The 23,235-nt window shown below is 59.3% G+C and carries 29 protein-coding genes; 1 reads left to right on the top strand and 28 read right to left on the bottom strand.

Translation table 11 applies throughout. The features are described 5' to 3' along the window. Positions 1–100 precede the first annotated feature (100 nt). The 9 genes from F3K02_RS12540 to gspG form a co-directional block, all read right to left on the bottom strand. The gene (locus F3K02_RS12540; protein WP_218179452.1) at positions 101–376 is read right to left on the bottom strand and encodes a hypothetical protein; all 276 of its coding nucleotides are present in this window, start codon (positions 374–376) and stop codon (positions 101–103) included. Between the two features lie 74 nt (positions 377–450). Beyond that, complete coding sequence (locus tag F3K02_RS12535) at positions 451–906, bottom strand: helix-turn-helix transcriptional regulator (RefSeq protein WP_177135968.1); 456 nt, start codon at positions 904–906, stop codon at positions 451–453. A 132-nt stretch (positions 907–1,038) separates the two neighbouring features. Then, positions 1,039–1,668 carry a hypothetical protein gene (locus F3K02_RS12530; protein ID WP_177135967.1) on the bottom strand — a complete coding sequence of 210 codons (630 nt, stop codon included), beginning with the start codon at positions 1,666–1,668 and terminating at the stop codon, positions 1,039–1,041. A gap of 78 nt (positions 1,669–1,746) precedes the next feature. Further along, complete coding sequence (locus F3K02_RS12525; RefSeq protein WP_177135966.1) at positions 1,747–2,877, bottom strand: competence protein CoiA family protein; 1,131 nt, start codon at positions 2,875–2,877, stop codon at positions 1,747–1,749. 82 nt (positions 2,878–2,959) lie between these two features. Then, complete coding sequence (locus F3K02_RS12520) at positions 2,960–3,709, bottom strand: hypothetical protein (RefSeq protein ID WP_177135965.1); 750 nt, start codon at positions 3,707–3,709, stop codon at positions 2,960–2,962. 53 nt (positions 3,710–3,762) lie between these two features. Next, positions 3,763–4,323 (bottom strand): hypothetical protein, encoded by a 561-nt coding sequence (locus F3K02_RS12515; protein ID WP_177135964.1) that lies wholly within the window; start codon positions 4,321–4,323, stop codon positions 3,763–3,765. A gap of 119 nt (positions 4,324–4,442) precedes the next feature. After that, the gene (locus F3K02_RS12510) at positions 4,443–4,649 is read right to left on the bottom strand and encodes a hypothetical protein (RefSeq protein WP_177135963.1); all 207 of its coding nucleotides are present in this window, start codon (positions 4,647–4,649) and stop codon (positions 4,443–4,445) included. Next, positions 4,646–5,104 (bottom strand): hypothetical protein, encoded by a 459-nt coding sequence (locus F3K02_RS12505; protein WP_177135962.1) that lies wholly within the window; start codon positions 5,102–5,104, stop codon positions 4,646–4,648. Before F3K02_RS12505 ends, F3K02_RS12510 begins: the two co-directional genes overlap by 4 nt. A gap of 11 nt (positions 5,105–5,115) precedes the next feature. Next, positions 5,116–5,562 carry a type II secretion system major pseudopilin GspG gene (gene gspG / locus F3K02_RS12500; protein ID WP_177135961.1) on the bottom strand — a complete coding sequence of 149 codons (447 nt, stop codon included), beginning with the start codon at positions 5,560–5,562 and terminating at the stop codon, positions 5,116–5,118. A 47-nt stretch (positions 5,563–5,609) separates the two neighbouring features. Here gspG and F3K02_RS12495 point away from each other — a divergent pair, with 47 nt between their 5' ends. Continuing rightward, complete coding sequence (locus F3K02_RS12495; protein ID WP_177135960.1) at positions 5,610–7,004, top strand: phage integrase N-terminal domain-containing protein; 1,395 nt, start codon at positions 5,610–5,612, stop codon at positions 7,002–7,004. Positions 7,005–7,038: 34 nt separating this feature from the next. Here the strand turns inward: F3K02_RS12495 and F3K02_RS12490 are convergent, their stop codons facing one another. The 19 genes from F3K02_RS12490 to F3K02_RS12400 all read right to left on the bottom strand — a co-directional run bounded on the left by F3K02_RS12490 (position 7,039) and on the right by F3K02_RS12400 (position 22,827). Next, on the bottom strand, positions 7,039–7,893 hold the full coding sequence (locus F3K02_RS12490) for a hypothetical protein (protein WP_177135959.1): 855 nt from the start codon (positions 7,891–7,893) through the stop codon (positions 7,039–7,041). A 119-nt stretch (positions 7,894–8,012) separates the two neighbouring features. After that, on the bottom strand, positions 8,013–8,732 hold the full coding sequence (locus F3K02_RS12485) for a hypothetical protein (RefSeq protein WP_177135958.1): 720 nt from the start codon (positions 8,730–8,732) through the stop codon (positions 8,013–8,015). A gap of 45 nt (positions 8,733–8,777) precedes the next feature. Beyond that, positions 8,778–9,107, bottom strand: coding sequence for a TrbM/KikA/MpfK family conjugal transfer protein (locus F3K02_RS12480; protein WP_177135957.1), 330 nt, complete (start codon positions 9,105–9,107; stop codon positions 8,778–8,780). A 111-nt stretch (positions 9,108–9,218) separates the two neighbouring features. Beyond that, positions 9,219–9,455 (bottom strand): hypothetical protein, encoded by a 237-nt coding sequence (locus tag F3K02_RS12475; RefSeq protein ID WP_177135956.1) that lies wholly within the window; start codon positions 9,453–9,455, stop codon positions 9,219–9,221. A gap of 105 nt (positions 9,456–9,560) precedes the next feature. Next, a complete protein-coding gene (locus F3K02_RS12470; protein WP_177135955.1) occupies positions 9,561–10,907 on the bottom strand; it encodes a helicase associated domain-containing protein in 1,347 nt (448 codons plus the stop codon). A 192-nt stretch (positions 10,908–11,099) separates the two neighbouring features. Beyond that, positions 11,100–12,539 carry a UvrD-helicase domain-containing protein gene (locus tag F3K02_RS12465; protein ID WP_177135954.1) on the bottom strand — a complete coding sequence of 480 codons (1,440 nt, stop codon included), beginning with the start codon at positions 12,537–12,539 and terminating at the stop codon, positions 11,100–11,102. Positions 12,540–12,584: 45 nt separating this feature from the next. Next, positions 12,585–15,941 carry a hypothetical protein gene (locus F3K02_RS12460; protein WP_177135953.1) on the bottom strand — a complete coding sequence of 1,119 codons (3,357 nt, stop codon included), beginning with the start codon at positions 15,939–15,941 and terminating at the stop codon, positions 12,585–12,587. A gap of 287 nt (positions 15,942–16,228) precedes the next feature. Continuing rightward, the gene (locus tag F3K02_RS12455) at positions 16,229–16,666 is read right to left on the bottom strand and encodes a hypothetical protein (RefSeq protein WP_177135952.1); all 438 of its coding nucleotides are present in this window, start codon (positions 16,664–16,666) and stop codon (positions 16,229–16,231) included. A gap of 137 nt (positions 16,667–16,803) precedes the next feature. Further along, entirely contained in the window at positions 16,804–17,178 is a 375-nt protein-coding gene (locus tag F3K02_RS12450; protein ID WP_177135951.1) for a hypothetical protein, read from the bottom strand. 23 nt (positions 17,179–17,201) lie between these two features. Beyond that, complete coding sequence (locus tag F3K02_RS12445) at positions 17,202–17,642, bottom strand: hypothetical protein (RefSeq protein ID WP_177135950.1); 441 nt, start codon at positions 17,640–17,642, stop codon at positions 17,202–17,204. Between the two features lie 122 nt (positions 17,643–17,764). Further along, entirely contained in the window at positions 17,765–18,109 is a 345-nt protein-coding gene (locus F3K02_RS12440; RefSeq protein ID WP_177135949.1) for a hypothetical protein, read from the bottom strand. A 126-nt stretch (positions 18,110–18,235) separates the two neighbouring features. Beyond that, positions 18,236–18,457, bottom strand: coding sequence for a hypothetical protein (locus F3K02_RS12435; protein WP_177135948.1), 222 nt, complete (start codon positions 18,455–18,457; stop codon positions 18,236–18,238). Positions 18,458–18,657: 200 nt separating this feature from the next. Beyond that, on the bottom strand, positions 18,658–18,969 hold the full coding sequence (locus F3K02_RS12430; protein ID WP_177135947.1) for a hypothetical protein: 312 nt from the start codon (positions 18,967–18,969) through the stop codon (positions 18,658–18,660). Continuing rightward, positions 18,948–19,373 (bottom strand): DUF6283 family protein, encoded by a 426-nt coding sequence (locus F3K02_RS12425; RefSeq protein WP_177135946.1) that lies wholly within the window; start codon positions 19,371–19,373, stop codon positions 18,948–18,950. The genes F3K02_RS12430 and F3K02_RS12425 overlap by 22 nt, the downstream gene beginning before the upstream one ends. 6 nt (positions 19,374–19,379) lie before the next feature. Next, positions 19,380–19,757 carry a hypothetical protein gene (locus F3K02_RS12420; protein ID WP_177135945.1) on the bottom strand — a complete coding sequence of 126 codons (378 nt, stop codon included), beginning with the start codon at positions 19,755–19,757 and terminating at the stop codon, positions 19,380–19,382. 14 nt (positions 19,758–19,771) lie between these two features. Continuing rightward, positions 19,772–20,974: an ATP-binding protein gene (locus F3K02_RS12415; RefSeq protein ID WP_177135944.1), complete on the bottom strand. Its 1,203-nt coding sequence runs from the start codon at positions 20,972–20,974 to the stop codon at positions 19,772–19,774. 149 nt (positions 20,975–21,123) lie between these two features. After that, positions 21,124–21,447, bottom strand: coding sequence for a hypothetical protein (locus F3K02_RS12410; RefSeq protein ID WP_177135943.1), 324 nt, complete (start codon positions 21,445–21,447; stop codon positions 21,124–21,126). Positions 21,448–21,489: 42 nt separating this feature from the next. Continuing rightward, positions 21,490–21,876, bottom strand: coding sequence for a hypothetical protein (locus F3K02_RS12405; RefSeq protein ID WP_177135942.1), 387 nt, complete (start codon positions 21,874–21,876; stop codon positions 21,490–21,492). Between the two features lie 219 nt (positions 21,877–22,095). Further along, positions 22,096–22,827: a hypothetical protein gene (locus F3K02_RS12400; protein WP_218179451.1), complete on the bottom strand. Its 732-nt coding sequence runs from the start codon at positions 22,825–22,827 to the stop codon at positions 22,096–22,098. Positions 22,828–23,235 lie beyond the last annotated feature (408 nt).

Genomic DNA, 23,235 nt, shown 5'->3' with positions numbered 1-23,235 from the left:
TCTACCCTTGTGATTTGCGCTTCATCGAGGTTCGTACGCGACTTCGCCGGCATGGTGGACGAGTGTTAGTACACGCCGTCGACTGGCGGCAATCCGTGTCTCAAGCCAAGTCTTCGACCGTGATGCCGTGAGTATGCATGGCCTCAACAATCTCACGGATCGCGTCATTCCTGCCCTTGTCGGGGTCAGATGGTGGCTTTGAGAGGGCCTTCTCTTCTGAGGCTGAAAAGTAGGCGCCGGCCTGCCGTAACAAATCGCGGTAACGCACATCTGAGAGCTGTCGCGCCTGTGAGGACAGAAATTCAGATCGCGTGTGGTGGTGCTTGTTCTTCATCAACTGTTGTGTCGATCCAGCGTGGCAGATGTCCGCCAACATGCGATTTGCAGTGGGGGTGGAGATGCGGGATTTCGAGACTGGCGTGCGAGCAGCTGGCGATGTCAGCTGAAGCCCTAGGCTTTGGACTGCTTGATCTGCTCCAGATGTGCAGCGGCACTTTCCTTGCTGAGGTCCAGCGCCTTGACGATCCGCGTCAGTTGAGCGCGGCGCGGAACCGCTTTGCCCGCCTCCCAGCGGCCAATCGATAGGGCAGAGCACTCCAGCAGCAAAGCCATGCCCTCCTGGGAAACGCCCAGCTTCTTGCGCAGGGCAATCAGCGTTTGAGGGCCGAAGTTGCGCGCTGGCTTTGACAGAACGTTAGCTGCTGCCATGGGGCTGGTGGGTGCTGCCGGGCGGAATTTGGTGAGAGCCTTGACCTGCGATTGCAGCGATTTGATGTCGCGCTTGAGGCCCGCGATTTCGCTTCGGTGGCTGGCCGACAACTTGCGCAGCCGCTCGAATTCTGTTTTCGTTTCTTTGCGAACCAGACGCGCGATCTCCGCTTTGAGAGCGTCGGTGAAATTGGCCATTCGTGACTCCATAGAGCGCTGCGGGACTGGTTCAAGGGTGATTTGGACCAGCTCGGAAAATCCATTATCGCCGTCGCCCTGTTGCCTCCCGCATTGGGCGCTGCGGGCCATGGGTTCGAGAGACAGAGATGGTCAAGCTGAAACGTGACCTGCAGCCGACGGTTGAATCACGTTCACCGAAGATCGCACCAGCGTTGAAAAGTCTTGCCTGGCCTTCCGATACTCGGGGCGTTCGCGAGAGAGGGAGCAAGAAGACGCGCGATCACGACACTTCACGACGGGCAGGCGATCGCGCTTTGCAACGGTGTTCAGGAATGCGCGGCTTTCGTCAGACACACCACAGGCAATGGGCCCGGGGACATCGTTAAAGGCTCCGTCGACAAACCGAACGTGCACGGCATCGACACGACCCCATTTGTCCTTCGCTACCCACATCACATGAGCGGGTTCATAGAGGTGTGCCCCGTGGCTGGACAGGCGCTCCTGCGGCGACAGGGAGAGCCGTTGCAAGAAGCGAACACGGGGCATGGCGTCAACGATCAGCGGATCTGCCAGAACCACGTCGCACACGTCCAGCGGTGATACCCGGGCCATGTATCCACCAGGGGATCGAAGCTCCAGCAGACATTCCCATTCACACTGGAAATACCAGAACGGCAACACCATCGGTGCTCCGAATGCGCTCGCGTCGCGAATCACCGCCTTGGATGAGACCTGAATTTTCGACAGTGGGGGGATGCTCAGAAGCGATGCGAGATTCATGACAACCACCCTACGGCAAAGGAGCCACAAATCAATCCGCTACCAACCCCACCGGATGCGAAAGCGCCTGCCCTTCTCTCACAACTCAAAACGCTCGCCGGCGGAAGGCGCCGTATCGAATCCACCCACCCCGGCAAGCTGCTCGATTTCGCTGGCGCTGCTGGTGGTCCTGACCTGTTCCGCTCTGGCCGCCAGGTAGCTCATGGCTGCAATCAGCTCCGGTGTGCGGTAAGCCTCTGCATCCACTTCGGGAATGCCCACCGATGGCGGCATCGCTTCGTCCCAGCCATCGAACTCGGGTAGGGGAACCATCCGGTACGAGCCATCGAACAGCTGGTAGATCACCCAGCTGCCCTGTCCGTCGCGCAGCTGGTAGAACAGAAACGAGCTATATGGCTTTCGATCGGGTGCCCACGGAACCGTGTTGTCGGGCAGGTTGGCGTCCTTTGCCGCCTTCTGGGCCTGCCACTCGGCATCAAAACGATCTCGCTCCTGTCTGGAGCGCAGCTCTTGCCGGTTCCACTCCTCGCGCATCCTCGCGCGGCAGTCCATCCGGGCGATTTCATCAGCTTCGGCTTGCTGCTGGGCCTTGTGCCGGGCAGCAGCGACCAAGCCCTGGTATTCAGGGTGTGAGCGCCAAATCCAGCGGCCAGCGCGGCCGATGTGCTGCTCCAGGTCGGTGCGCCTGAGAAAGTCCGAGTGCACGGGCGTAGCGAGCCAGTAGACCAGGTGAGCGCGCTCCTGATCGGTGGCCGGCGGGAACGTGGGGCACTGTTCGTTGACAAGGATGAACGCATCGAAGGGAACGCCCGTGGTCAGCATCCCACTCAGAAATGGCTGTGATAGCGTGCCGCGGACATCCCATGACAGACCATCTGGCACGATCTGAGCGGCCCAGCTCGCAACCCCGGTGACAACCTGCGACGGCGATCTTCCGGTGACAAACTGGTTGTAGTCCGAAAGCACAGGCAGGGGTTTGCTCAGAAGCATTTCTGCTGTGACCCTGCGCAGCATGTTCAACGCACCGACCTCACATTCGACGCGCTCCTGCGACGCCTCGTGGGCAAAGTGCCATTCCTTGAGCTGGCCCTGCCTGGCCACAAGCGGGCTCGCGCATACCGGACAAAAGCATCCGCATGCGCTGCCTCTCTCAACCTCCCCAACGAACCGTACCGCCCCGACCGCATCCAATGCAGCAAATAGTTTCATTCTTTGTTCAACTCCTCGGGGTACTTCTATCACCGGTCCAATTCAATAGCTGCTGTACGGGAATTCGACCCAGCACCCACGCTCAGCCAAGCGCCTGAAGCACCTCCTTGAGCCGATCCAGGTCGCTGGTATCGAAGGTGGCGATGCCCACCACGCCGCCCAGACCACTACCTTCCATCCGGTAGATGGCCACCGTGCGTTTGCCCACCGTTGCCTTGACGGAAGTGCCGGCCTGCGAGAAGCGCATTCGTCCTCCCAGCTTCACCAGCTCGCCACCGGAACGGCCGTAGACAGGGCTGCGCTTCGTTGGAATCCGAAGGACCTCGGTGCGTGTCGCGCCATCCTGCGCGAAGCCAGCGGCCTGCAGGACGTCGATCGCTGCCGCCATCGCTCCTTCTGCTCTTGAGAGAGTCGGTGCACCATCCACCGGCTGGTGCGGCTCATCCGGGTCTGGTGAGCTGGTCGGCTGTTCCACAGCACCAGGTGGGGGGTACAGTCGCGCAAAAAGGCCGACGTCCTCCATGAAGTCGTCGACCAGTTTCGAAGGGCGATGGTTCTCGCACATCTCGGCTGTGGCGAGCTGTTCGCGCAAGGGACTGCCGAGAAGACCGTGGCGTTGAAGAAAGTCCATGGCGCGCGTGGCCAGGGCGCTGTCCGGATGAGAGAGGCGAACAACCTGTACCAGCTGCTTCACCAGCATCGCCAGATCGAGCTCCAGCGGGGGGCTTTGTGCCGGCTGGGCCGTACCGTCGAGCAGCTGCTGTGCCTTCGCTCGGGCCTGCGACTCGTCAAGGCCCTCATGGGCAATGAGCAGGCTCGCTGCAACATCCACGGGACCCGTCATTGCAGTTGGTGTGGATAGGTCAGGGATTGGGCTCATGCAGCCTACTTTTCAAATGGAATGAGGGCTCTTGTTGGCAGGTTTCCATTGACACGCTGGGTGAGGTCAATGGTGTGCTCCAATGTCTGGTTGCCAACCCGGTAGAAATGCAGGGGAGCGGTCGTCTTTGATCTCTTGCCTGTCACGCCGAAGAGCTCGATGGGGCCGTACCAAGTTGTTCCGCTGGCGAAGAGGAAGTGATAAGCGCCCAGTGGGATGGTCAATCGCGCAACCTCTCCTTTGCGCAAAGGCACGAGACCAATTCGTCTCCCTGTCCCAGCCTCATCGATCGAAACGGCATAGAGCTCGTCGCCCATTAGGGGCGCTTTGATGGTGAGCTTCGAGCCGGCGGCAACGGGTGGATTGATGTACCAAAGCACCTGCCCTGGAAGAGGAAAGGGGATGCCAAAGGACAGCCTGATGAAGTACTTGGCCGAGAAGAAAACCGCTGTACCTATGACTGCGGTCCACCCGATGATCTTCAGCGGCGTCCAGCCGTTGGTTTCACCTCGATGTGGCTGGGTTTCTCTTCTTCTGTGACGCTCTTGCATGTAGTCGCGGTCCATTAATCCCATTGAGCCTCCTGAGCTGTTGCTTAAAAAGCTTAGCTCGATTTCAAAGGGAAGAAACTGCGAAAGCGAGACGCAAAACACTCGATGTCGAGACGCTGCGACCTCGACATGATTCAGGGGACCAGACTCCAACAGGTCGCGTAGGGCCGAACACGCCACGACACGCCGTCGATGCACTGGGCTTCGGCCAGGATCGTCTGATCGCAACTGCGTTTGATCATCGTCGCGTGGGCACAGCCATCAGGCGTGAAACCCATGCGAATGAGATCAGCGCCGTGAAAGGCCCTGCGCAGCGGGCAAAAGATCATGGCTGTGGTCATGGCGTGCTCCCTTGGGCATCGGAAACAGGCCTTGCCTGAACCCATGCCACGGGGACTGGATCGTTCGTGCAACGCACGCTCAGACCATCGTAGCGGGTGCTGCGAAACGCCGGCGCCGGGTCTCGGTGTTCAGCTACCGCCTTCTCCAGGACCTTCAGAACCTCGTAGGCACGGTGGCCGGATGCGTGGACGTCCCGGTTGAAGATATTCAAGCTCACCCCAGGATCAAATCCCAAGCCTCGCTTCAGGTACCGGACATGGATTTCCGCGATGGCAGCGGAATCGCTCGGAGCCAGGCCCGTCCTGTCCGGACCGAGCATCGGGATGATGCCCTTTCTCACCAGTTCAGACAGCTCTTCGAGTTGGCCGGTGCACACGCGCGAGTAGAGGTCCAGCGCCGCGGTCACAGCGTCGGCCTGTTGTGGAGTCAGTGAGAGTTGAACGCGGTGTTCCATGGGGGCTCCTTCTATTGCCAGCTGCCGACATCGGCATCGCGGCCTTCGCCACCCGGTTGCCCATCGGCTCCGAGCGAAAGCACATCCACATCGCCATGAACCCCGGGGCTGAGGTACTGGTACGGCCGATTCCAAGGGTCGGCGGGCAGCTTCTCCACATAGGGTCGCCAGTTGGCTGGTACCGGGCTGGTCGAGGGCTTGACGAGAAGGGCGCCCAGGCCTTGCTCGCTGGTGGGGTAGCGCTGGTTGTCCAGCCGATACAGCTTGAGCGACTGCATCAGGTTGTTGACATCGGTTCTGGCGGCCGTGACACGGGCATCGTCTGCGCGGTCAAGCACGTTGGGCACGATCAGCGCGGCCAGCACGCCGATGATCACCAGCACCACCATCAGCTCAATGAGCGTGAAGCCAGCGCTCTGCTGTGTTCGGCACCACGGGCGCCTGCAGGGGGTTTTCATGGAGGGTAGGCAGGGGTTGGACATGGAGCAAGCATGAAGCAGATTTCGTGCGCGTCAAATTTCAGAAAAATGGCGGTTGGGTGAGCTTTCAACTGCTGCGGCCTCGCACGGGCGGGCAATATTCAGGTATGGAACCCAAATTTCTACCTACCGACAGCCGAGCCCTGAAGAACCTGATCACCAGCGTTGCTGAAGTGATCGACCACCACGGGCGCGAGCGGACGAACGGGAAGGTGGCCAGCGAACGCACCTTTCGGCAGAACCACGAGGTGATGACAGCGTTCTGCCGGCGCCTGCACAAGCTCGGCTTTGCCATTGAGGGGGCGAGTCAGCTGCGGCGAACGCACATCGAGTCCGTTGTGCAGGACTGGTGGCGCGATGGAATCTCGCAGAAGACCATGCAGAACCAGCTCAGCCGCGTGCGCATCTTCTGTGGCTGGATTGGCAAGCCAGACATGGTGGCCCGGGGCAATGGGGTCGCGCAGTTTCTGCCCGACGTGGATCCAGCGGCCGTGAAGGTCAAGACGATTGCCGAGAAAACCAAGAGCTGGACAGGCAACGGCCTGGACGCCGGCCGGATCATTCGCGCGGCGATGGCAGAGGATTTCCGGCACGCGGCCATGCTCGCCCTGGGCCTGACATTTGGCCTGCGCAAAAAGGAAATGCTGCTGATCAAGCCCTGGAAGGCTGACAAAACGACCTATCTGGAGATCACCGACAACGTGGGCAAGAACGGGAAGTACCGCCAAATCCCGATAGAGGATGGCGAGTTCGGTCAGTCCCAGCGAGCTGCATTGGAGATGGCGAAGAAGGCCTGCCGCAAGAGCGAGTACCTTGGGTGGCCAGAAATGACTCTCAAGGCTGCGGAGAACCGTTACTACTACCTGATGAAGCGCCTGGGGCTCACCAAGACAGAGTTGGGTGTGACGGGGCACGGGGCGCGGGCCGAGTACGCCGAACTCACGCTGTTGCTGCAGGGCGTGGTCCCTCCCACCCTGGGCGGCCAGGCAAATCAAATGCCCAAAGCGGATATTGAGGATGCCATGCTCAAGGTGTCGGGTGCGATGGGGCACAACGATCTCCACGCGACAGGGGCCTACTACGGCAGCTATGCCAGGCCTCAGTCGATGAACCCACTGGGTGGGCGGATCGGGCCGACGCTGATTCTGGATTCCGTACTGGCTATCACCTGCCAGATCTGGGCGAATCCGGCACCACGGCCGGACGAGGAGGGCACCGACTACATTCCGCGATCAAGCCGATCCAAGGTGGTGGGTACCGCCGTGATCGACTCAATGGACGGCATCGAGCAAAAAATGAGTTTGAGTGAACTCGTTGAGCGCTGGCCGGGCTGTCGTGAGCAAGTGCTGGGCCAGCTGGCGGGCCTGAAGATTGAGCACCTGATCGAACAGGAAGAGAGCGAATCTAAGAACACCTGCTGAGCCCGAAGGCTTCAGCAGGCGGCTCCTTGGGGGCTCAGACGCAACGCCAGTCCCGCGCGAACTTGTACTTGGGGTCGATGACCTTGGCCGCAAGAACAGGGAATATCCGAACCAGGAACTCCAGCCCGATCCAGCTGCGCCCCTTCTCGCCACCAACCAGGTTGCCAAGGCTGAGGCAGGAAAAATTGCTGATGCCGTCATCGAAACTGATCAGAAAGTCGCCCCAGGTTTGGATGCGTTTGGCTTCCACCTCGTGGTCGACTTCCTCCTTCCAGCCCGAGAGGAATCGGTCGATGTACCTCTCGGTGCCGTGGCGCCACACATGCGAAACATAGAAGTCGTAGATCTCCGACTGCTGTGTGACGAATCCCCATTCAAACTCGTAGATGAGGGCGTGCGTCAGGTCGATGCCGCGCTTTCGCACGTCCTCACGCTGCTTGAACTCCTCCACCAAGGGGCCGGGGCCGGAGGGCTTTTGTTGCAGGAATGAGAGGATCTGTTCCTGCTTGCTGCTGAACAGCGGTTTGTATTCTTTCCTCGAATTCCGATGCTGTTGTTGCGCGAGTCGAGCACGGTGCGCCTGCAGTTGCGCCAGCCATTGAAGATACTCGTCGCGCCCCTCCTTCTTGCTCAATCGCTTCAGCAGCCGCTCAAAGTGACCCTGGGTCAGCCAGCCGGATCGAACCTCCATCTGGATGGACTGAAACATATTCGACCGAATGACATGCTCGTCCTGATGAGCAGACATGCCACCTGGGTACTTCGAGGTAGCTTCTCGGTACCTTGCCAGGGCCTCCTGAGGGTCCGTCGGATCGTCTGCGCCGGGCATTTCCAGCTTCAGGTCTGCAAAAAGTACATCGATGAGTCGGTCGAGATCTTCAGTCGTCATGGGCAAAAAACTTGGATTGGAAATTGCGGCATACCTCGTCCTTCAGGGGATGGCAGCAAGGTATCCGGGGGGTAACTTTGGATGGTGAGCTTTGGGCTCGGTATCAGCTGCTGGGCCGGTCACATGGCCTTTGAGGGCTTGTCACTGTGTGTGGCCGGTGTGTCGGTTGGCAGAGGTTCCATCCCGCAATAGGGGCAGGGGCTTGCCTCGTACTCCGTCATCTTCAAGGGACCAACTTCGCTGTCAAAGCGCATGTACAGCCGATCGTTGAGTCGGCGGCCGAACTTGGCCAGTTCCTGGTGCACAGCACTCAGTGCGCCCGGGTGTGCCAGTGAGGCTTCATACGGCTCGTTCAGCCGGAAGCCCTCGCACAGAGGCCGTCGAATCTTGGCCGTGATCCCGGCGCGACTGTCTTTGAAGTAGACATGCAGGCGGCCCGAATTGATGCGCTGCGTGCAGCCATAGCGGGCGGCCGACCAGGCGCGGTAGGCGACATGACCGAGGCGAGCCTGCGCCGCGCGACAGGTGTCCAGTTTGGCGATGGGTCCGTTGCGTTCCTCGAACATGTCGACCGTGATGACGGTGATCACGAGGTGGTGAATCGCGATGCCATCCTGGATGTTCGATTCAGTGACCAGCACGGCGTGCACATCGCCACTGGGGAAGTAGCACAGCCGGAAATTCACCAGCTTGTTGTCGTTCCAGTCGCCCTGTTTGAGAAACACCGTCTCGTTGGAGAAGCGACGAATGCTCTGGAAGTCGGCAATGGGGTCTTCGATGTTCAAACGCTCGCGAATGCGATCAGCGGCGTGCTTGGAGAGGGAGGCTTGTACTTTCATGTGACATTCATGATCGCTCAACGATTCGCTATCGCAAATGCGAAATCAATTGAACACGAATGGCGACCACTGGAGCATGCCGAATTTCGCGTGGATGCGGTCCCGGTCGCTCTGGCGGGCATCCTGACAGTGCTCCAAGATCATCTCGTAGCGCTTCTTGGCCGTTCGAACCGGGTCGAACTTGGTCTTGAAGGTGCCCTTCTTGTACACGCGAATGTCGAAGTAGGCCTCCACATACGGCTTGCACTGGTGGGGTGCCGAGGTGCTGCTGGCGTCGGACATGCACAGCAGAACGCCACAGGCGGCCTCGTTGGCATGGCTGCTGAGAGCCGCAAGCAAAAGGGCCGCGGCCAAGAGTGGTTTGATGGTGCGCATGATCGTGACTCCGAAGCAGAAAAAAACCACTCTACTTCGTTCTGATCAGCGCGAAGAGGTGAAAGCGAGCACCGCGGCAGTGCTTTCGATCACCGGATGAACGGGTGCGTTTCAGCCATTCTTGGGGCGAGAGCCTGGTGGCGGCACCTGAAAAACAGGTTCGCCATAGACCTCTCTGATCCGCTTCATGTCCGATTCGGGCAGGGGAGGCTTCCGACCGTGCTCAACACCGGCAACCCAAGCTTCGTAGGGTGTTGGATCACGTCCGCGGTCTTGCTTGAATTCCTTTTTCCAGGCGTGGTACTCGGGTTGGGTGATGGTCGATGAAGGTTCAACGTCATTGCTCATGAGGTACTCCTTTTGAGGTCATGGTGTGATATCGGTCATTCTATTTCGGAAATTTTGGAGAGAAATATCGAACCAGATGAAACAAACCCCCAGGTGATGGACGGACTACACAGGTAGTTGATCTTGCGGATGCAAGATTGGACCAAATAGATCAGCGCATTGGATTCTCTCTTTCCCCCATGTGACATTGATTGAATGAAGTTGCTCTGCGTGTGAAAAACTGAGGGACATATCACGTGATTTTCGAATCATATGCTCCATGAACTTGTATGCGTATCCCTTGTCATTCCACTTCAGGTGAACGAGTCCTGCATTTTTCCCATGTGCCTTTATTCTTGAGATCAAGTCGTTCATATTTCGCAGAAATTGGATGTGAGCCGTGGTCGTGGCTGACATTCTTCGTCGATGCCCATCAATGAGTGATTGAATAGCCAATGGACGCGGCTTCACCATATACACAGTGCTCGGCATTAATTTGCTTTTTCTTTTGGTGAGGCTCGACATTTGATCGCCAAGAATCGCGTCGTAGCTGATAATCACTTGTCTCCCAAGATGATCGGTTGATATGCAACCATATCGACTTCGATTGTCATAGTATCCGATTAGGGTTGTATCGCTGAGAATAAGGCTGCTATAAATATCGTTCACATTAACTGGATTTGAAGAGACGGTGGTGCGAATTCGATCAACCCCGTCCCGCTTGAAGAGTTCGATATCGACGAGCCATGAATGGTCTGTATCGCCGCCTTCGCGAATTTCCACTCGAAGAACCTGACCAAACAGTGCCGCACGTCGAAGCATCTTGGTGATGACAGATAAGGCTCCGGCAGATTTTTCGATGCTGCTGACTCTTTCCAATAGGAGTTGCGGCAGTTTTTTCATGTTCGAATGGATCAGTAGATCTGCATCGATTTCATGCGTAGGTTGCTTCGGATTGAAGCCATTGAAGGTGAGGCCCTTGGATTCATTGATCTGTGACTTTGAAGCACCATCGAAGACAAACTCTGGAATTCCAGACTTGAGAATCTGGAGCGCTTCGAGCGCCGACTCCTTGCTCCCGGTGGTGAGACCTGACTGACCGTTTGTGTCGCGAAAGCGGCCCCACCATTTGGTAAGAGCCGCACCACCGTCCGTCTGGGTTGGTGCGTAGTGACCATGCAGTTGGAAAAAGACCACGAGATTTCGGGCATGGTCTTGATCCGTAGGGGTCTTGCTCTTTCGAGGAGCGACAAAGGCAAACCCTGCTTTGTCGAGGGCCGCTTTCTTCCAGGGCAGCAACTTGGCTTGATGGTGCAGCGTGCGCTGCTTTTGAACCCACTTTTCGAGTTCGTGTCCTCGCGGCGTGATTCCGTTCCAGCCCACTGACTTCAAATGCGTGTAGCGCTCTAGGCTGGCCAGCCAAGCCTTTGTTTCGTTGGTGAGACGATTCAATCGTGGGTACGTATGCTGCATGGGGGAAGTCGCCGGAGATTGGAGATGCACCAAGCGTCGCATGTCAGCTTGCGGTTCCTCCTACGAAAGCTTCACTAAATGAGGGGGTTTCAGCTTGCCGCAGGTGTCGACCACCTCATTCCACCGAATTGGCATGGTCGGGACGAATTCGATCAGCGTCACGGGTGCGCTTGCGCTGATGTCTGAGGGGCGCTATTGCACGGGCCCGAAACGGTCATGCCGCCACAAGAGATAGTCCTTCGTGGTGGCGTTCAACGTGAGTGAGTGCACTGCCCGAGTCGCAGTCACATAGGCCAGGTTGATCTCCTGCAGGTCCAGTTCATCAACGAGTTCATCGTCCTCAACGATGGCCGGAAAATCGTCGGCCATCACCACGTGCTCAAGAGTCATCCCTTTGCACCTGTGCGCCGTGGAGAGGATGATTTGGGCGTCAAGATCGGTGCGTGCCTTGGCATGGATCGCGTCGACCAGCTCGAAGATCTGATCGCCGTATTCGTCGCAGGTCTTGACCAGGCGCATGAGCTCCATGTCCTCGACCTCATCGGCGTATTCTTGAAGCTGCCAGTAGCTCTTGAATGAGCGCAGGAACGGGTCACGCACGGCCGCGAAATTCCCGTTGGCGATGTGCCGGGCATCGGAGAGTTTGTGCAGGTTGTACGACAGCACGCCACCGACAAAGCTCAGCGACTTTTCGGAACGAATGGCTTCAACCGCATGACCGAAGAGGCCTGCGTTGGTGCGCGAGATGATGCTGATGGATTTCGCCACGGGCCGGCGCTGCTCGTTCCAGTTCAACGCCGTGCTGGGACCGAGGCCGATCAGCAGTTGAGGCTCTCGCTTGATGTCCAGCAGCGCGTTGGCAACGCGGGCCACCTTCTCGCCGAATCGAAAGCTCTGCGTGATGGCCAGCTCCTTATCGGCTTTGAAGGTCTCCATGGCGTTGATAGCGCCTCGGAAAGCGTAGATCGACTGGTGGGAATCGCCCACAACGATCATCGGCTGAGTCTGGCGTCGGATGACATCGAGCATCACAGGGTTGGTGTCCTGGAACTCGTCGACCATGAGGTAGTCGCCCGGCAGGCGAGGGCGGGAGAGCTGGAAGAGCTTGAAATAGCCATCGTGGGGCATGGGGACCGCACTCTCCGGGTCGCACATCAAATCCCAGAGCTGGCGGGCCATCACGTTGAGCTGGGCTGCTCGCACCGGGCTGATGCGGTTGGCCATTTCACCCAGGCGGATCTTGCTCGGGAACTCCATGGCATCGCTGATGCACCAGTCGTTGACGGCATCGAGAAGGATGCGGGCTTCGGTGAACTCGCTCACCAGTCCTGTGATCTGGATGACCTCCAGGGGCTTCATGGAGCGCAGCTTGTGCTTGTACTTCTGGCCGAATCGAGGAAAGGCCAGGGCGTGCCCCGTCTTGCAGATCGCACTTTGACCAAAGCGGGCTTGGGCATCGGTCTGCGCCGACTTGTTGAACGCCACATACAACCCACGACAGCCGTCTTCAGCTGCGTGACGCTGCGCCTTGTGTACCAGGCACGTGGTTTTACCGGTGCCAGCAAAGGCCTTGACCTTGAGGATGCCGCGCAAAGGGGCATTCACCACGGCAGTTTGTTCGTCTGTGAGCATGATCTTCTTCGGTGCTGGTCTATGCACCCATCATGCAGCGCAGCGCTACAAAATCAACTTTGAAAGTGATGCTCTGGCGCACAGGTATCGATTCGCGATGGAGCGTCCGAGTATCGGGTCCCAGAGGCAAGCGGCAAGCTCGATGGCGGCGGGCTGCGCAGGTTCGAACCTGCGATCGCGTTCAGCCTTGCGCTGCTGGGCGATCTGATCGCGGTTGGAGGTGATGCCGCCCCAGATCCTGTCAACGCGTTCTTGAACATTTTTGTAGAAAGTGCGGCGTTCAAGAGGCTGGATGCCCATCAATGCGTCGATGGCCCGATTCCAGGAAACCGCCACCTTTCTGCTCTCGTGCCAGGGCTCGCCGCCAGCCTCGCGGCGTTGCGCCCGGGTAGATCCACCACGCCAACGGTCATTGCGCATCTTGCGGCTGTAGCCACCCGGCTTATGGGTCTGAACCTTGGACCATGCAGGTTCGGTGCTTCCCTTGACCCGACCACCAAGGTCCACAGACACGCCGAAGAACTCTGTGCTGGTCACCGGGTGCCAGTGGATCGGATCGGTCTTGTCGAGTTCACCACGCGACCAATTGGAGCGCATGCCCTTTGTTTGAGATGCCCGCAGCTTCTGTTGCGCGGTTCCGTGGCTGCGGACGATCTCGTAGAGCGTGCTGCGCGCATAGAGGATCTCTGGTGGACTGTTTTTCTTGGGCTGGTACACACCCAGCGGGATGGAGAGATATGCGGTTTGCGAATAGCTAAGCCGCGCCGCTTGCTTGCTGACTTCATTCAGCCATCCGTGCAACAAGGTTTCGTCCAGCCCGCTGCCCAGATCGCGTGCCTGTGTGATTTGTTCGATCACGCGCTGGCCATCCGCTATCGCCGCCTTGATCTTTGCCAGCGTCGGCAGTCGGCATGGCTCGGCCTCTTGATGCACCCATGCGTCGAGTTCTGGCCAGCGGATCACGATTTCCTCAGTGGCTTCCAGCGTCTTGTGCTGCAGCCAGACGGTCGAGGATGAGCCCAGGCTGGCGCGGTCGCGGCCGACCTTGATCAGGTGCCGGCGCACCCATCCCCAGGCAACACCCGTGCTGTAGGACGTCTTGTCTGCCTCGGGCACCAAGCTGTACAGCGCAAACTGGCTCTTGCCGGTTCGAGTGAGCATCAACGGTTGGAGGTGCTCACGCTGACACAGGGCATCGATGATGGGGCGCAGAGAGCCCGTAAGGTAGCCCTTCGGGAAAATCAGTGACAGCAGCTGCTCGACGGCCTTGGCCTCCCCCAGTGCCGGCGCGGGGGCTCCACGGTGATCGGCCCGCCAGGTGGCCACCGCGGTGTCGATCGCCTCGTCCACCGATGCGGGTGTGTGCACCTGGGCGTCCAGCGCCGATTCGCGCAGGTACGCGCGCAGCTCGGTCTGGGCCACATCGTCGGCCACCAGCTGCTGTTCGACCCTTCGCAGGGTGCGCAGCCACGCGATGGAGCCGATACGCTGGCTGCGGTCGTAGATGTGGCGGCGCACCTCGGCCACCTTCACGCGGTCGATGCAGAGAAACCACGAGTGCCAGCGGTCGTTCTTGTAGGCGTCAGGCCCGGTCAGCCACGCGCTGGCCGTGCCGGACTTGGACAGGCCCTTGATCGTCGGGATGTTGAGGAACAGGTTGCCCGATTTCTCGCCAGCGATCAGTGCGGCCTTGCGCACCGTGGTCTGGTCGATCTGCAGGTCACGCATCCGGGCAATGTGCGGTGCTGCTGCTCGCAGGGTGCTGCCGCTTTGGACCACCACACGCGAACCCGAGCGCAGCTGGCTGTTGTGGCGCTGCATCCATTCACGCACGCTTTCTGTCTGTCCGCCGATCAAGCGGCCGGGGTCGTCGTTCTCCAGGAACCGAAAGAAGCGCTGCTGGAAGGCCTGGGACATGAAATTCGACTTTTCCTCGGGAGGGCAGAACTCGCCAAAGAGGTTCATTCGGTGGTCCAGTCCGCACAGCAGGATCAGGAAGCGCCGGTAGTGCAGGGCCTGGTCCTCAAAACGGCCGGAAGCCTTGCCGAAAGCCACATCCTGCAGACCGATGCTGGATCCATCGATCCCCTTGAACGGCTCGTGAATCTCATCCTCGGTGGGGAACAGCCTCTTGGCCGCCTCGTGTGAGGGCTCAGTGGAATACACCGCATGGACGTTCTGGCCGTTGCGCACCAGCAGGAACACCCGCTTGTTCTCCAGAGCGCGGGCGACTGCTTCGAATGGATTCACGCGCTCCCCGTACTCGATGGCGCGGCGGGTGATCTGCATGGAAACCACACAGCGCGGCGCCGGCAGGATCTGGTCCAACAGCTGTTCATCGGTGGACAGTCGCTTGAAGAAGATCTCCTGGCTGGTGCAATCGAACTCATCGTCGACATCCGCATGAACGGCCAACTCTTCATCCATGGCCAGCTTCTCCTGAACCAGTGTCAGGGGCTCATGGGTGGGGGCATCAACACCTTCCCGAACAGGGATCACCACGACCCCATCACCGGTGTAGAGCTTGAGCGAGGTGATGCCGCGTTCAATCTGTGCCACGCGCTCGATGGCACCATGTGCGCTGGCCAGCGCCAGCTGTCCGTGCTCGGCCAGGTAGGGGGTGATGCATTCCAGCAGTCGGGACATGCGCTCACTCCGCTCGGCCAGCCACTTGCTGGTGACCTCGGCGATCGCCATGCGGCGGCCGGCCTCCAGCTGCAGTTCCCGCACACCATCGGAAGTCACGCCTTCGCTGATCATGACGTCCAGGCGATCTGAAATGGTTGCCTTGCGCACGGCGAGTGGATTCCCCTTGGCTTCAGAGCGGCGTGCGGCGCGTCGGTGGATGCGGCGCAGATCGCTCTCGCGCTGGACCATGTCCTTGACCTCGGACTGGACGCGGGCCGTTTCATTGGCCTCGAAGGTTTCCACCGCCTTGCGAGCCGCCTCCTGCACGCCGGGCAGCGCCAGTGGGTTGAGCTGGGCCTGCCGCATTTCTTCCTGAACGGCTTGCACCTTACTCATCACATCGGCCTGTTCCTGAGCGCGTATGGCGAGTGCCTCGTCCATCGGTACCGGATCAAAGGCCTGAAGGAAGTCGGCGGTGAGTAGCGTATGGTTGGCGAAGCGGTCCTTGTTGGCCTCTCGTGGGTGCTCCAGGATCGTCACCGAGTGCAGGGCACCTTCAAACTCGAAGAGCTTGGTGATCAGGTGCATGTCACCCTCATGCAGCGTCTCATCTCTGTAGAAGCTGCTGTGGGGGTTCTTGACGGTGATCGAAGTCTTCAGGCGCCAGTATTGACCGGGCTCCAGAGCGCTGCGAGCTTCCAGGCGCTTCAGGTTGGGGTCGTCCGCATCGTTCGCGCGGGCTTGCGCAGGGTTGAGTGAAGGGACTTGGGTCATAAACCCAGTATGGCCACACAAAATCCAGAATCAACTTGCAAAAGGAGCCCTGCGGAGCTGCCTTTGACACTGGTTCTGCTGCCTCTCACATTCGTCCTCGGATGTAGCTTTGAGGCAGGGCGAGCAGGGCCGCTGCCCTACTGCCGTGGTCGCTGAATTGCGCGGGCTGGATCAGCGCACATCGGCAGCAGGCAAAGAGATCAAGGGCCTGACCGTCGCTGCCAGCTCATTGAGCGTTCATTCGCGCAGAACGAACGATGCGGGCGGTGTTCTTCTGAGGTTGAATCTCATGAGCGCGCATTGATTGGGTCTTCGTGACCTTCAGCTTTTTCGAGGATGGACTTGGCCCACTCGATCTGCTCCGAAGCTTTCACGTACCAAGCTGTCTGGCCCAATTGCACACCGCGAGAGAGGTTGAGCAAGCCAGCTCGTTCCACAATGTCCACCAGTCCCCTGAGACTGTCGAGCAGGTCTTGTGAGGCATCCATGATGGCTTGGGCGCGCAGTTGTTGCGCCATGTCCAGCCCGCACAGAATTCCTTCGTTGCTGAGGATTGATCGACGGCCAGTCGGGATGCCACCCGTGGTGTGTTGTGCAAACACCTGGAACCCATGTGAAAACGTGTTCGTGGCCCGTTCGCAATAGTCGGCATTCGAGTAGGCCGTTCCTACGGGGTAGACCGCACCAGGTAGGTGGGTGTGGTTCTGGTCGGTGGTGGTGGTCATGGATTTTGCAGAGACAAGTGCTGCGTGTTGGCGCTCAGGGGCGGGGGCTCAAGGATTCAGCGGATCGTTGGGGCAACCGTAGTCATGCCCACGGGTCCAGCCGCAGACTGGGCATGCAGCGCGAAGTCGCAAATACATCAATTTCCTTTCGAAGATTCATCGCCCATCTCTTGGATGAGCGCGTCGATCAGCAGACCAGCGATGCGATCGCGTCGGGCGAGTTCTTCGGCGTCCATTCCGCGCACACTGTGGGTGATCCCGAATGTGTTGTCGTTGAAGCTGCACATGCTGCCGGCGGGAACCAGTTCGAGCGCATCGAGACACCCGGCCGTGGCCATGCTCAGGCAGCATGCCTGGGAGCTATCGAGGGCGTTCAACGCATCGAAGTGCGCCTCATCCAGGAAGTGCTGAACGTATTCGCGGTCGCGGTAGGACTGCAGGTCTGTTCGCATTCTGATGGCCCGGCGGGTGTTCGTCGCCGAACCGATCGACTCTGAATGTGAGGCGTCCATTTTGTTCCCCCCAATGTTCAAAATCAAAAGGTGTCCAACGCGGACTGCTCGTTGGCAAGTCGGTCCATGAACGGCCCAGGAAAGGCCGCTTCCAACGCCCCGATGGCATCCTTGGGGAGCACACATGCTCCAGCCAATTGCCACGCCTCACGGAGAGTTGTAGCCGCCGCGGAGATGGTCTGAGAAGCGGCCACGGCCTCGGCATCAACGACGAATGGTGCGCAGCGGGGAACTGGCCCGTTCTCGGGGCTGTCATCCACCCCACATTCAACAAGGGCCATGCCGAACTCTTCCAGCCCGGCAGCTGCCCGGGCGATCAACCGAAGGGCGTCTTGCATCATTTCTTCTGCAGGGACATGACGACGGGGATGTCCTTCGGGCAGTGCCAGATCGTTCAGCAAGCGCAGCGCCTGCTTGAGATCAACGTCGGCAGAATCGAATGGGAAAACGTCGTAGAGGTTCATAGCACGAGTAGGGGTTGGCTCATTGACATGGTCACATGCGCTCCGCCGAAATCAAGTTTGATTCGGAAGGTGCTTCCTCGTCGGTGCTTGCGTTGAGAAAGCACAGCGTCTGACCGGGTCTATCAGTCCGGTGTCTTGCAATAGGGACTGTTCTGGCCAGCGCGTTGCGCGAGCTCGTTCACCGCTGCTCCGAACTCAGGGTCTTTGCGAGCAGCCGCAGATGCATAGGCCACCAAGGCATAGGCCGCGTTCTCGTCTTTGAGCTTGATCGGGAAGAACTCGTCGGGGTCGCCGGTCTTCCCCCATTCGAGGGCACCGGCCTCTTCGAGTGTGCGCAATGCATCGGCCACCTCGGGCGTCCAGCGATTGAAGGGTCCACTGTCACCACTGGCGCCATTGAGCTTGCGCAGATTGATGAGGGCGTATTTACCCAGGCCGTCGGGGTTCACATCGCGGTCAAGCTTCATTGTTTTCCTTTTGACATTGAGATTGCAGCGTGGCAAGGCAGCGCCTGGCGATAGCCGGGGCGTCGCGCCAGCGGATTTCTTGCGCCCCCGTCTGCACTGCCAGTGCTCGCTTCTCCGAATTGAGCTTCACTCGACAATACCCAGGGCGCGAGCCAAATCGCGCGGCAGCGTGACCGTCACGTTTGCGCCGGCTCTTTGCGTTTCAAGCTCGACGGAAACCCCTTCAAATCGCAGGTACACCGGTGCCGTTTCGGCGTTGTCCATGGTTTCGAAGCAGTCTTCCCACAAATGGAATCCTGGAGCATCGTCGGTCTGATCTTGCGACTTGATGCTTTGCTTGGTGCTCATGCTTATGTCCTTTCCTGGGCGGCAGCCCAACTTTGTATCGAGCCGACCGCTGGCGCATCAGCGACTGTGTTGTCCTATGAACAGCGTAGGGCAGAACGACCGGAGTTCAAGTTCAAAAGGAGTGCTCGAACACATCGGTTTCAAGGCTTTCCTGCCAAGGCAGGGCGGCCGTCAAAATCAGCAGAGGTGGGTCGCGAGGGCTATTCGCAGAGCGCGGGATTGAGAAGGTCGATTCCGGCACCCTTGCATTTGATCCAGGGGCCACCGGGGTGGCCGCGGCCGTCCCAGGCTTGCAGCGCCTCAAGGGCTTCGTGCTGGTGCTCGTAGCAGTACCGTCGCTCGTAGTGGTCGGTGTTGAGCCCAACCACCAGTCCTGTCGTGAAATTGAAGCGGTTCAGGGCGCACAGAACACCATCGATGCGCCGGAAGGCGGAGTAGCTCGGTTCGTGAGCGCGCAGATACGCTTCTACAGCGTCGATCGCCGACTCGTCTAGCGGCACTGGCGCAGGCATTCTTCGTCTTCTCCGACACCGTTGGCGACGGCCATGTCACGGTAGCTGTCGAACAACGCACGACCGTCTTCCCGAACATCGGACAGGTCCAGTCGGTCCTGCAGTTGAGCCAATCGAACAGACAAGTTGTGCTCGGCGCCGCGCAGAAGGAATCCCGCACATGAAGCCGGCCGGGCAGCGCCCGACTCGTGGCAAGCAAAGACGTGCTGGCTCATGTCCACCGCCGTCCTGGCTGAATGGCGGAACGCTTCAGTCGGGAACGTGCCGGCATTCGCAACCACCCATGGGCAACCCGGGCAGGGTGAGCGGCGGTAGCGGCCGGCTCCACCCGACAGCGAGACCACCTGGTGATCTTCACCAGCTGGGCGGACCTCAAGGACCTTCGGGGGCTTGGATCTGTTCATGCGTGCTCATCTCGCGATTTTGCCGCCAGCCTTTGTGATCAGGTCTCGGATCTGCTCGGTCAGTGCCTTGTCGCACTCAACGACGAACGACGTGGTGCTCTTGGCCTTGAGCCAGTGGCGCAGATAGCTCTCCACCGTCGGCCCTTCCTTGCCGACCACTTTCCCCAGTACGACGCCACCACTGACGGAGATCGAGTCGGTGGGCTTGATGCCGGTCTCGTAGTCGAACTCGTACTCTGCCGTTGGTTCGCCATTCACCAGGATGTCGTCTTCCCAATAGGTGTGCTCTTCCCCGGGTTTGAGGTTGCCATCTTGCTCAGAGAACCACCAATCCTTGTCGTTGTAAAAGCACAGAAACTCTGCGCCAGTGCATTTGACTGCCACGTGTTTTTCTCCCTTCAGCTTTCGTCTTTCGGTGACCGCGGGATCATGTTGTCGGGGAAGTTGCGGCGCAGGAAATCCGCGAACATGGGGACGGTGAATGCAATGTCGCCATGTGCCGGGCTGTAGACCATTCCTTTGCTGATCAGGCGCGCACGCAGCGGGCCCAGCGATTGAGGCGACTCACCCATGCGATTGGCCACTTCGGTGGATCGGTACGGACCATCGCCCAGGCGGGCCATGGCGAACACGTAGTCGCGCTCTTTCGGGGTGAGACGCTCAAGGCGGACGTTGAAGAACCCTTCGTCGAGCCGGCGCAGGGCGGCTTGGGTTGCTGCTTCGGCATCGCGAAGCGTGATGCTCTCGCCATTGGCATGGGTCCAGGCCTGGAAACCCCACTCCTGCAAGAAATAGGGGTAGCCATGCGTCTTCTGAGCAATCGCCTCCACGGCCTCGGGGTCGATCAGCTCGCCTTCGTCTTCAATGGGCTGGCGAATGGCCTTTTGTGCCGACTCTGCGTTGAGAGCGCCGACCTCGGGGTAGGTGAAGAGCCGCTCTGCGTAGGACTTTGCTTCACCGGCCATGCCGGCGAGTTGAGGCAGGCCCGCGCCGAAAAAGATCACGGGCAGGTTCTTCTGACCTACCCGGTGCAGCGCTGCGATCAAGGCGCTGAGGTCTGCTTGCGAAAGGTACTGCACCTCGTCGATCAGCAGGGCCCAGCCTCGCTTTGAGCTGGAAGCCGCTTCACCGACCAGCAAGAACAGTTCGGTGAGGTCCTCTTCAATGATGCCGCTGTCGGCCACGCCGGGCTCGGGGTCGTAGGCAATCGCAACGTCCCCGATGGAGAGCTTGAAGGCCCCTGCGAACGACTTGAGGCCCTTGAGGGCGGAAATCGCTTTGGCCTTTGCCGACTCGATCAAGGACAGCTTGCGCAGCACCTGGTGCACACGCGGGTAGAGCAGGGCGGCCAAAGACGTGTCGTCGCGTGCCTCGATGTAGGAGGTGAGGTAGCCGGTATCTTCGGCAAGGCGCTCAATCCGGTTAAGCAGGACGGTCTTGCCCACGCCCCGCAGGCCCAACAGGATCTGGGACTGCGCCGAGCGGCCCTGTATCACCCGTGAAAGCGCAATCTGCGCCTCGTGAATGATCGCTTCGCGCCCGGCCAACTCTGGGGGCTGGGAGCCAGCGCCAGGTGCAAAGGGGTTTTTGTTGGGGTCCATCGGGGTAACTCTACTTTAAGATATCAATGTATAAGCGTGTATAACATCGTATAACGCTGATCTGGTAGAGTCAAGCCGATATGCCTAGACTTTTCGGTGCTGGGCGAAGTCGGGACTTGGGGCTCCCATGACCACCTACTGGGCGGGCATCAAGGGCTTTCACTTTGTTTGGCACTATCTGTCCATTCGCGCACAGCCGCATCACGACGGATGGCATGGTGAGCAACCTCCGGGTGCAGCATCTTGGCTTCCTTGATCAGTGCGGCCAAATCGCTTGGGACGATCAGAATGTAGAGATCCGATACGGCTGCAAGCCGCGCGGACAGACTCCAGGCTTGCTGAAGGTCGGGACATTCTTCAAGCTCAGGCGGAGGGTTCTGACTTCGAAAAACGCGACGAAAGAAATTCGGAATCTTCATGAGCACCTCGAATGCCTGTTTGGTTGGGGGAGCGTTGCCGTTGGAGAAGATCAAGGCGACGTGATCCAGTCGCGATCGCCGCAGATCAAGAAAGACTCAGGCGAGAACTTCAACCGGTTGAACCGGCTCGGCCTCAACCCCGGTTGTCTTCATCCTGATGACGCGAAACATGGCGCAGCGCCTGAAGCCCTTGAAGGCCTTGAAATTCGGAACCGGTTTGTCGAAGCGCCCGTTTCGGGCAAGCATGACGGACTCGGCCGCGCGTGCTGCCTTGATGTCACCAACTGCAGCCGCCGCCTGGATGATGTCCTGCAGGCCGTCCAGCTCTAAACTTGTCGTGTCGATCTCCAGGTCTCGATCAACACGTATGTCAGAGGCAATGTCGCGGTAGCTTTTCAGGGCTTGGCTCTCGGTGGCACTGACCAACTCGGCCGACACGGTGAACGACATTTTGGAATCCCATTTCTCTGTTGTGGCGAACATGGGATAGCTGCACCAATGCACACCGGCCATCCCGCCTATGAACTACCTTGCCAGTGCGCATTCCAGTTTCAAGTTTGGTTTCTATCGAGATCAGATCTTGGGCCGGTGTGGTTTCATGCTGAAGGCAGAGAAGGGTGTGCCGGTAGGCCCGAACCCATAAAAAAACCCCATGAAGCCACGGGGTTTCTGTCTACATGCCCACCGTGTGGGCCTGGCGGGCTATCCCAGCAAACCGCCCAAGAGCCCATCACTGGCCGAGCCATCGGTCTGCCCGGTGCTGGAGATGGGCGTAACGATGCTTTCCAGAAGGCCGGTGACTGGTTCGAGCACGGCGCCCACCACTTCAACTGCTTGTTCAACAACCGAAAGCGCAACGTCGAGCAGTTCAGTCACTGGGCCAGCTCCCAGAATGTCTGTCACAGGTGCCAGGGAATCACCTGAAACCAAGTCAATGAGTGAGGATGTGGCATCGCCACCCAGCAGATCGCCACCCAGCAGGTCCGTGACAGGTGCCAGTGCATCGCCACTCAGCAGGCCGGTCACGGGCGCGAGCACATCGCCGCCCAGCAGATCACCACCCAGCAGGTCCGTGACAGGTGCCAGCGCATCACCGCCCAGCAGGTCGGTCACGGGTGCGAGCACGTCGCCACCCAGCAGATCACCACCCAGCAGGTCCGTGACAGGTGCCAGCGCATCACCGCCCAGCAGGCCGGTCACGGGCGCGAGCACGTCGCCACCCAGCAGATTGCCGCCCAGCAGCTCCGTGACGGGTGCCAGCGCATCGCCACCCAGCAGGCCGGTCACGGGCGCGAGCACGTCGCCACCCAGCAGATTGCCGCCCAGCAGCTCCGTGACGGGTGCCAGCGCATCGCCACCCAGGACCGCGCCACTCAAAAGGTTGGTGACAGGGGCGAGGGCATCACCACCCAACAAGCCAGTCACCGGGGACAAAATGTCGTTTTCAAAAGAACCAGAGATGGCTTCCACCACAGGATCGGTAGATGCGCCAAATCCTGTTCCAGCCAGATTGGCAAAGATCGCTCCATGAACGTTGTGACCAATAACAGACATGCAAACCTTTCAAGGTTGTTGAGGGTTTTTGATGTACCAGTCAAAGGTGGTCGATGTTTCAGGGAAAAATGAGCATTTGTGTCGAGAGGTTACCGCTTCAAAAATCACGAATATTCGGAACATTTATTAATCAGCGTGGGGGACAAGTTGCCTGTCAATGTCCTGAATCCGTGACCTCACAGTCGCGTTCAGGGTAAATCCTCATACGAATCAAGCACGTGAACCCCATCTGCCTCGCACCCTGCAGGTGAAGGAAGCGCAAATGGCTGATCCGGTTGAATTTATTGT

The sequence above is a fragment of the Hydrogenophaga aromaticivorans genome (assembly GCF_013387465.1).
Lineage (GTDB): Bacteria > Pseudomonadota > Gammaproteobacteria > Burkholderiales > Burkholderiaceae_C > Hydrogenophaga > Hydrogenophaga aromaticivorans.
Note: the sequence above shows the minus strand (reverse complement) of the source record. Positions and strands in the feature narration are given on the sequence as shown.

Excerpts from the sequence above, each read along its gene's own strand:
- F3K02_RS12485 (WP_177135958.1), bottom strand. The coding sequence starts at position 8,732 with ATGAAAGTACAAGCCTCCCTCTCCAAGCACGCCGCTGATCGCATTCGC.
- F3K02_RS12510 (WP_177135963.1), bottom strand. The coding sequence starts at position 4,649 with ATGACCACAGCCATGATCTTTTGCCCGCTGCGCAGGGCCTTTCACGGC.
- F3K02_RS12415 (WP_177135944.1), bottom strand. The coding sequence starts at position 20,974 with ATGGACCCCAACAAAAACCCCTTTGCACCTGGCGCTGGCTCCCAGCCC.
- F3K02_RS12455 (WP_177135952.1), bottom strand. The coding sequence starts at position 16,666 with ATGACCACCACCACCGACCAGAACCACACCCACCTACCTGGTGCGGTC.
- F3K02_RS12460 (WP_177135953.1), bottom strand. The coding sequence starts at position 15,941 with ATGACCCAAGTCCCTTCACTCAACCCTGCGCAAGCCCGCGCGAACGAT.
- gspG (WP_177135961.1), bottom strand. The coding sequence starts at position 5,562 with ATGAAAACCCCCTGCAGGCGCCCGTGGTGCCGAACACAGCAGAGCGCT.
- F3K02_RS12505 (WP_177135962.1), bottom strand. The coding sequence starts at position 5,104 with ATGGAACACCGCGTTCAACTCTCACTGACTCCACAACAGGCCGACGCT.
- F3K02_RS12445 (WP_177135950.1), bottom strand. The coding sequence starts at position 17,642 with ATGAACCTCTACGACGTTTTCCCATTCGATTCTGCCGACGTTGATCTC.
- F3K02_RS12405 (WP_177135942.1), bottom strand. The coding sequence starts at position 21,876 with ATGTTCGCCACAACAGAGAAATGGGATTCCAAAATGTCGTTCACCGTG.
- F3K02_RS12465 (WP_177135954.1), bottom strand. The coding sequence starts at position 12,539 with ATGCTCACAGACGAACAAACTGCCGTGGTGAATGCCCCTTTGCGCGGC.
- F3K02_RS12430 (WP_177135947.1), bottom strand. The coding sequence starts at position 18,969 with ATGCCTGCGCCAGTGCCGCTAGACGAGTCGGCGATCGACGCTGTAGAA.
- F3K02_RS12490 (WP_177135959.1), bottom strand. The coding sequence starts at position 7,893 with ATGACGACTGAAGATCTCGACCGACTCATCGATGTACTTTTTGCAGAC.
- F3K02_RS12525 (WP_177135966.1), bottom strand. The coding sequence starts at position 2,877 with ATGAAACTATTTGCTGCATTGGATGCGGTCGGGGCGGTACGGTTCGTT.
- F3K02_RS12435 (WP_177135948.1), bottom strand. The coding sequence starts at position 18,457 with ATGAGCACCAAGCAAAGCATCAAGTCGCAAGATCAGACCGACGATGCT.
- F3K02_RS12425 (WP_177135946.1), bottom strand. The coding sequence starts at position 19,373 with ATGAACAGATCCAAGCCCCCGAAGGTCCTTGAGGTCCGCCCAGCTGGT.
- F3K02_RS12475 (WP_177135956.1), bottom strand. The coding sequence starts at position 9,455 with ATGAGCAATGACGTTGAACCTTCATCGACCATCACCCAACCCGAGTAC.
- F3K02_RS12540 (WP_218179452.1), bottom strand. The coding sequence starts at position 376 with ATGTTGGCGGACATCTGCCACGCTGGATCGACACAACAGTTGATGAAG.
- F3K02_RS12515 (WP_177135964.1), bottom strand. The coding sequence starts at position 4,323 with ATGGACCGCGACTACATGCAAGAGCGTCACAGAAGAAGAGAAACCCAG.
- F3K02_RS12535 (WP_177135968.1), bottom strand. The coding sequence starts at position 906 with ATGGCCAATTTCACCGACGCTCTCAAAGCGGAGATCGCGCGTCTGGTT.
- F3K02_RS12450 (WP_177135951.1), bottom strand. The coding sequence starts at position 17,178 with ATGGACGCCTCACATTCAGAGTCGATCGGTTCGGCGACGAACACCCGC.
- F3K02_RS12480 (WP_177135957.1), bottom strand. The coding sequence starts at position 9,107 with ATGCGCACCATCAAACCACTCTTGGCCGCGGCCCTTTTGCTTGCGGCT.
- F3K02_RS12440 (WP_177135949.1), bottom strand. The coding sequence starts at position 18,109 with ATGAAGCTTGACCGCGATGTGAACCCCGACGGCCTGGGTAAATACGCC.
- F3K02_RS12530 (WP_177135967.1), bottom strand. The coding sequence starts at position 1,668 with ATGAATCTCGCATCGCTTCTGAGCATCCCCCCACTGTCGAAAATTCAG.
- F3K02_RS12470 (WP_177135955.1), bottom strand. The coding sequence starts at position 10,907 with ATGCAGCATACGTACCCACGATTGAATCGTCTCACCAACGAAACAAAG.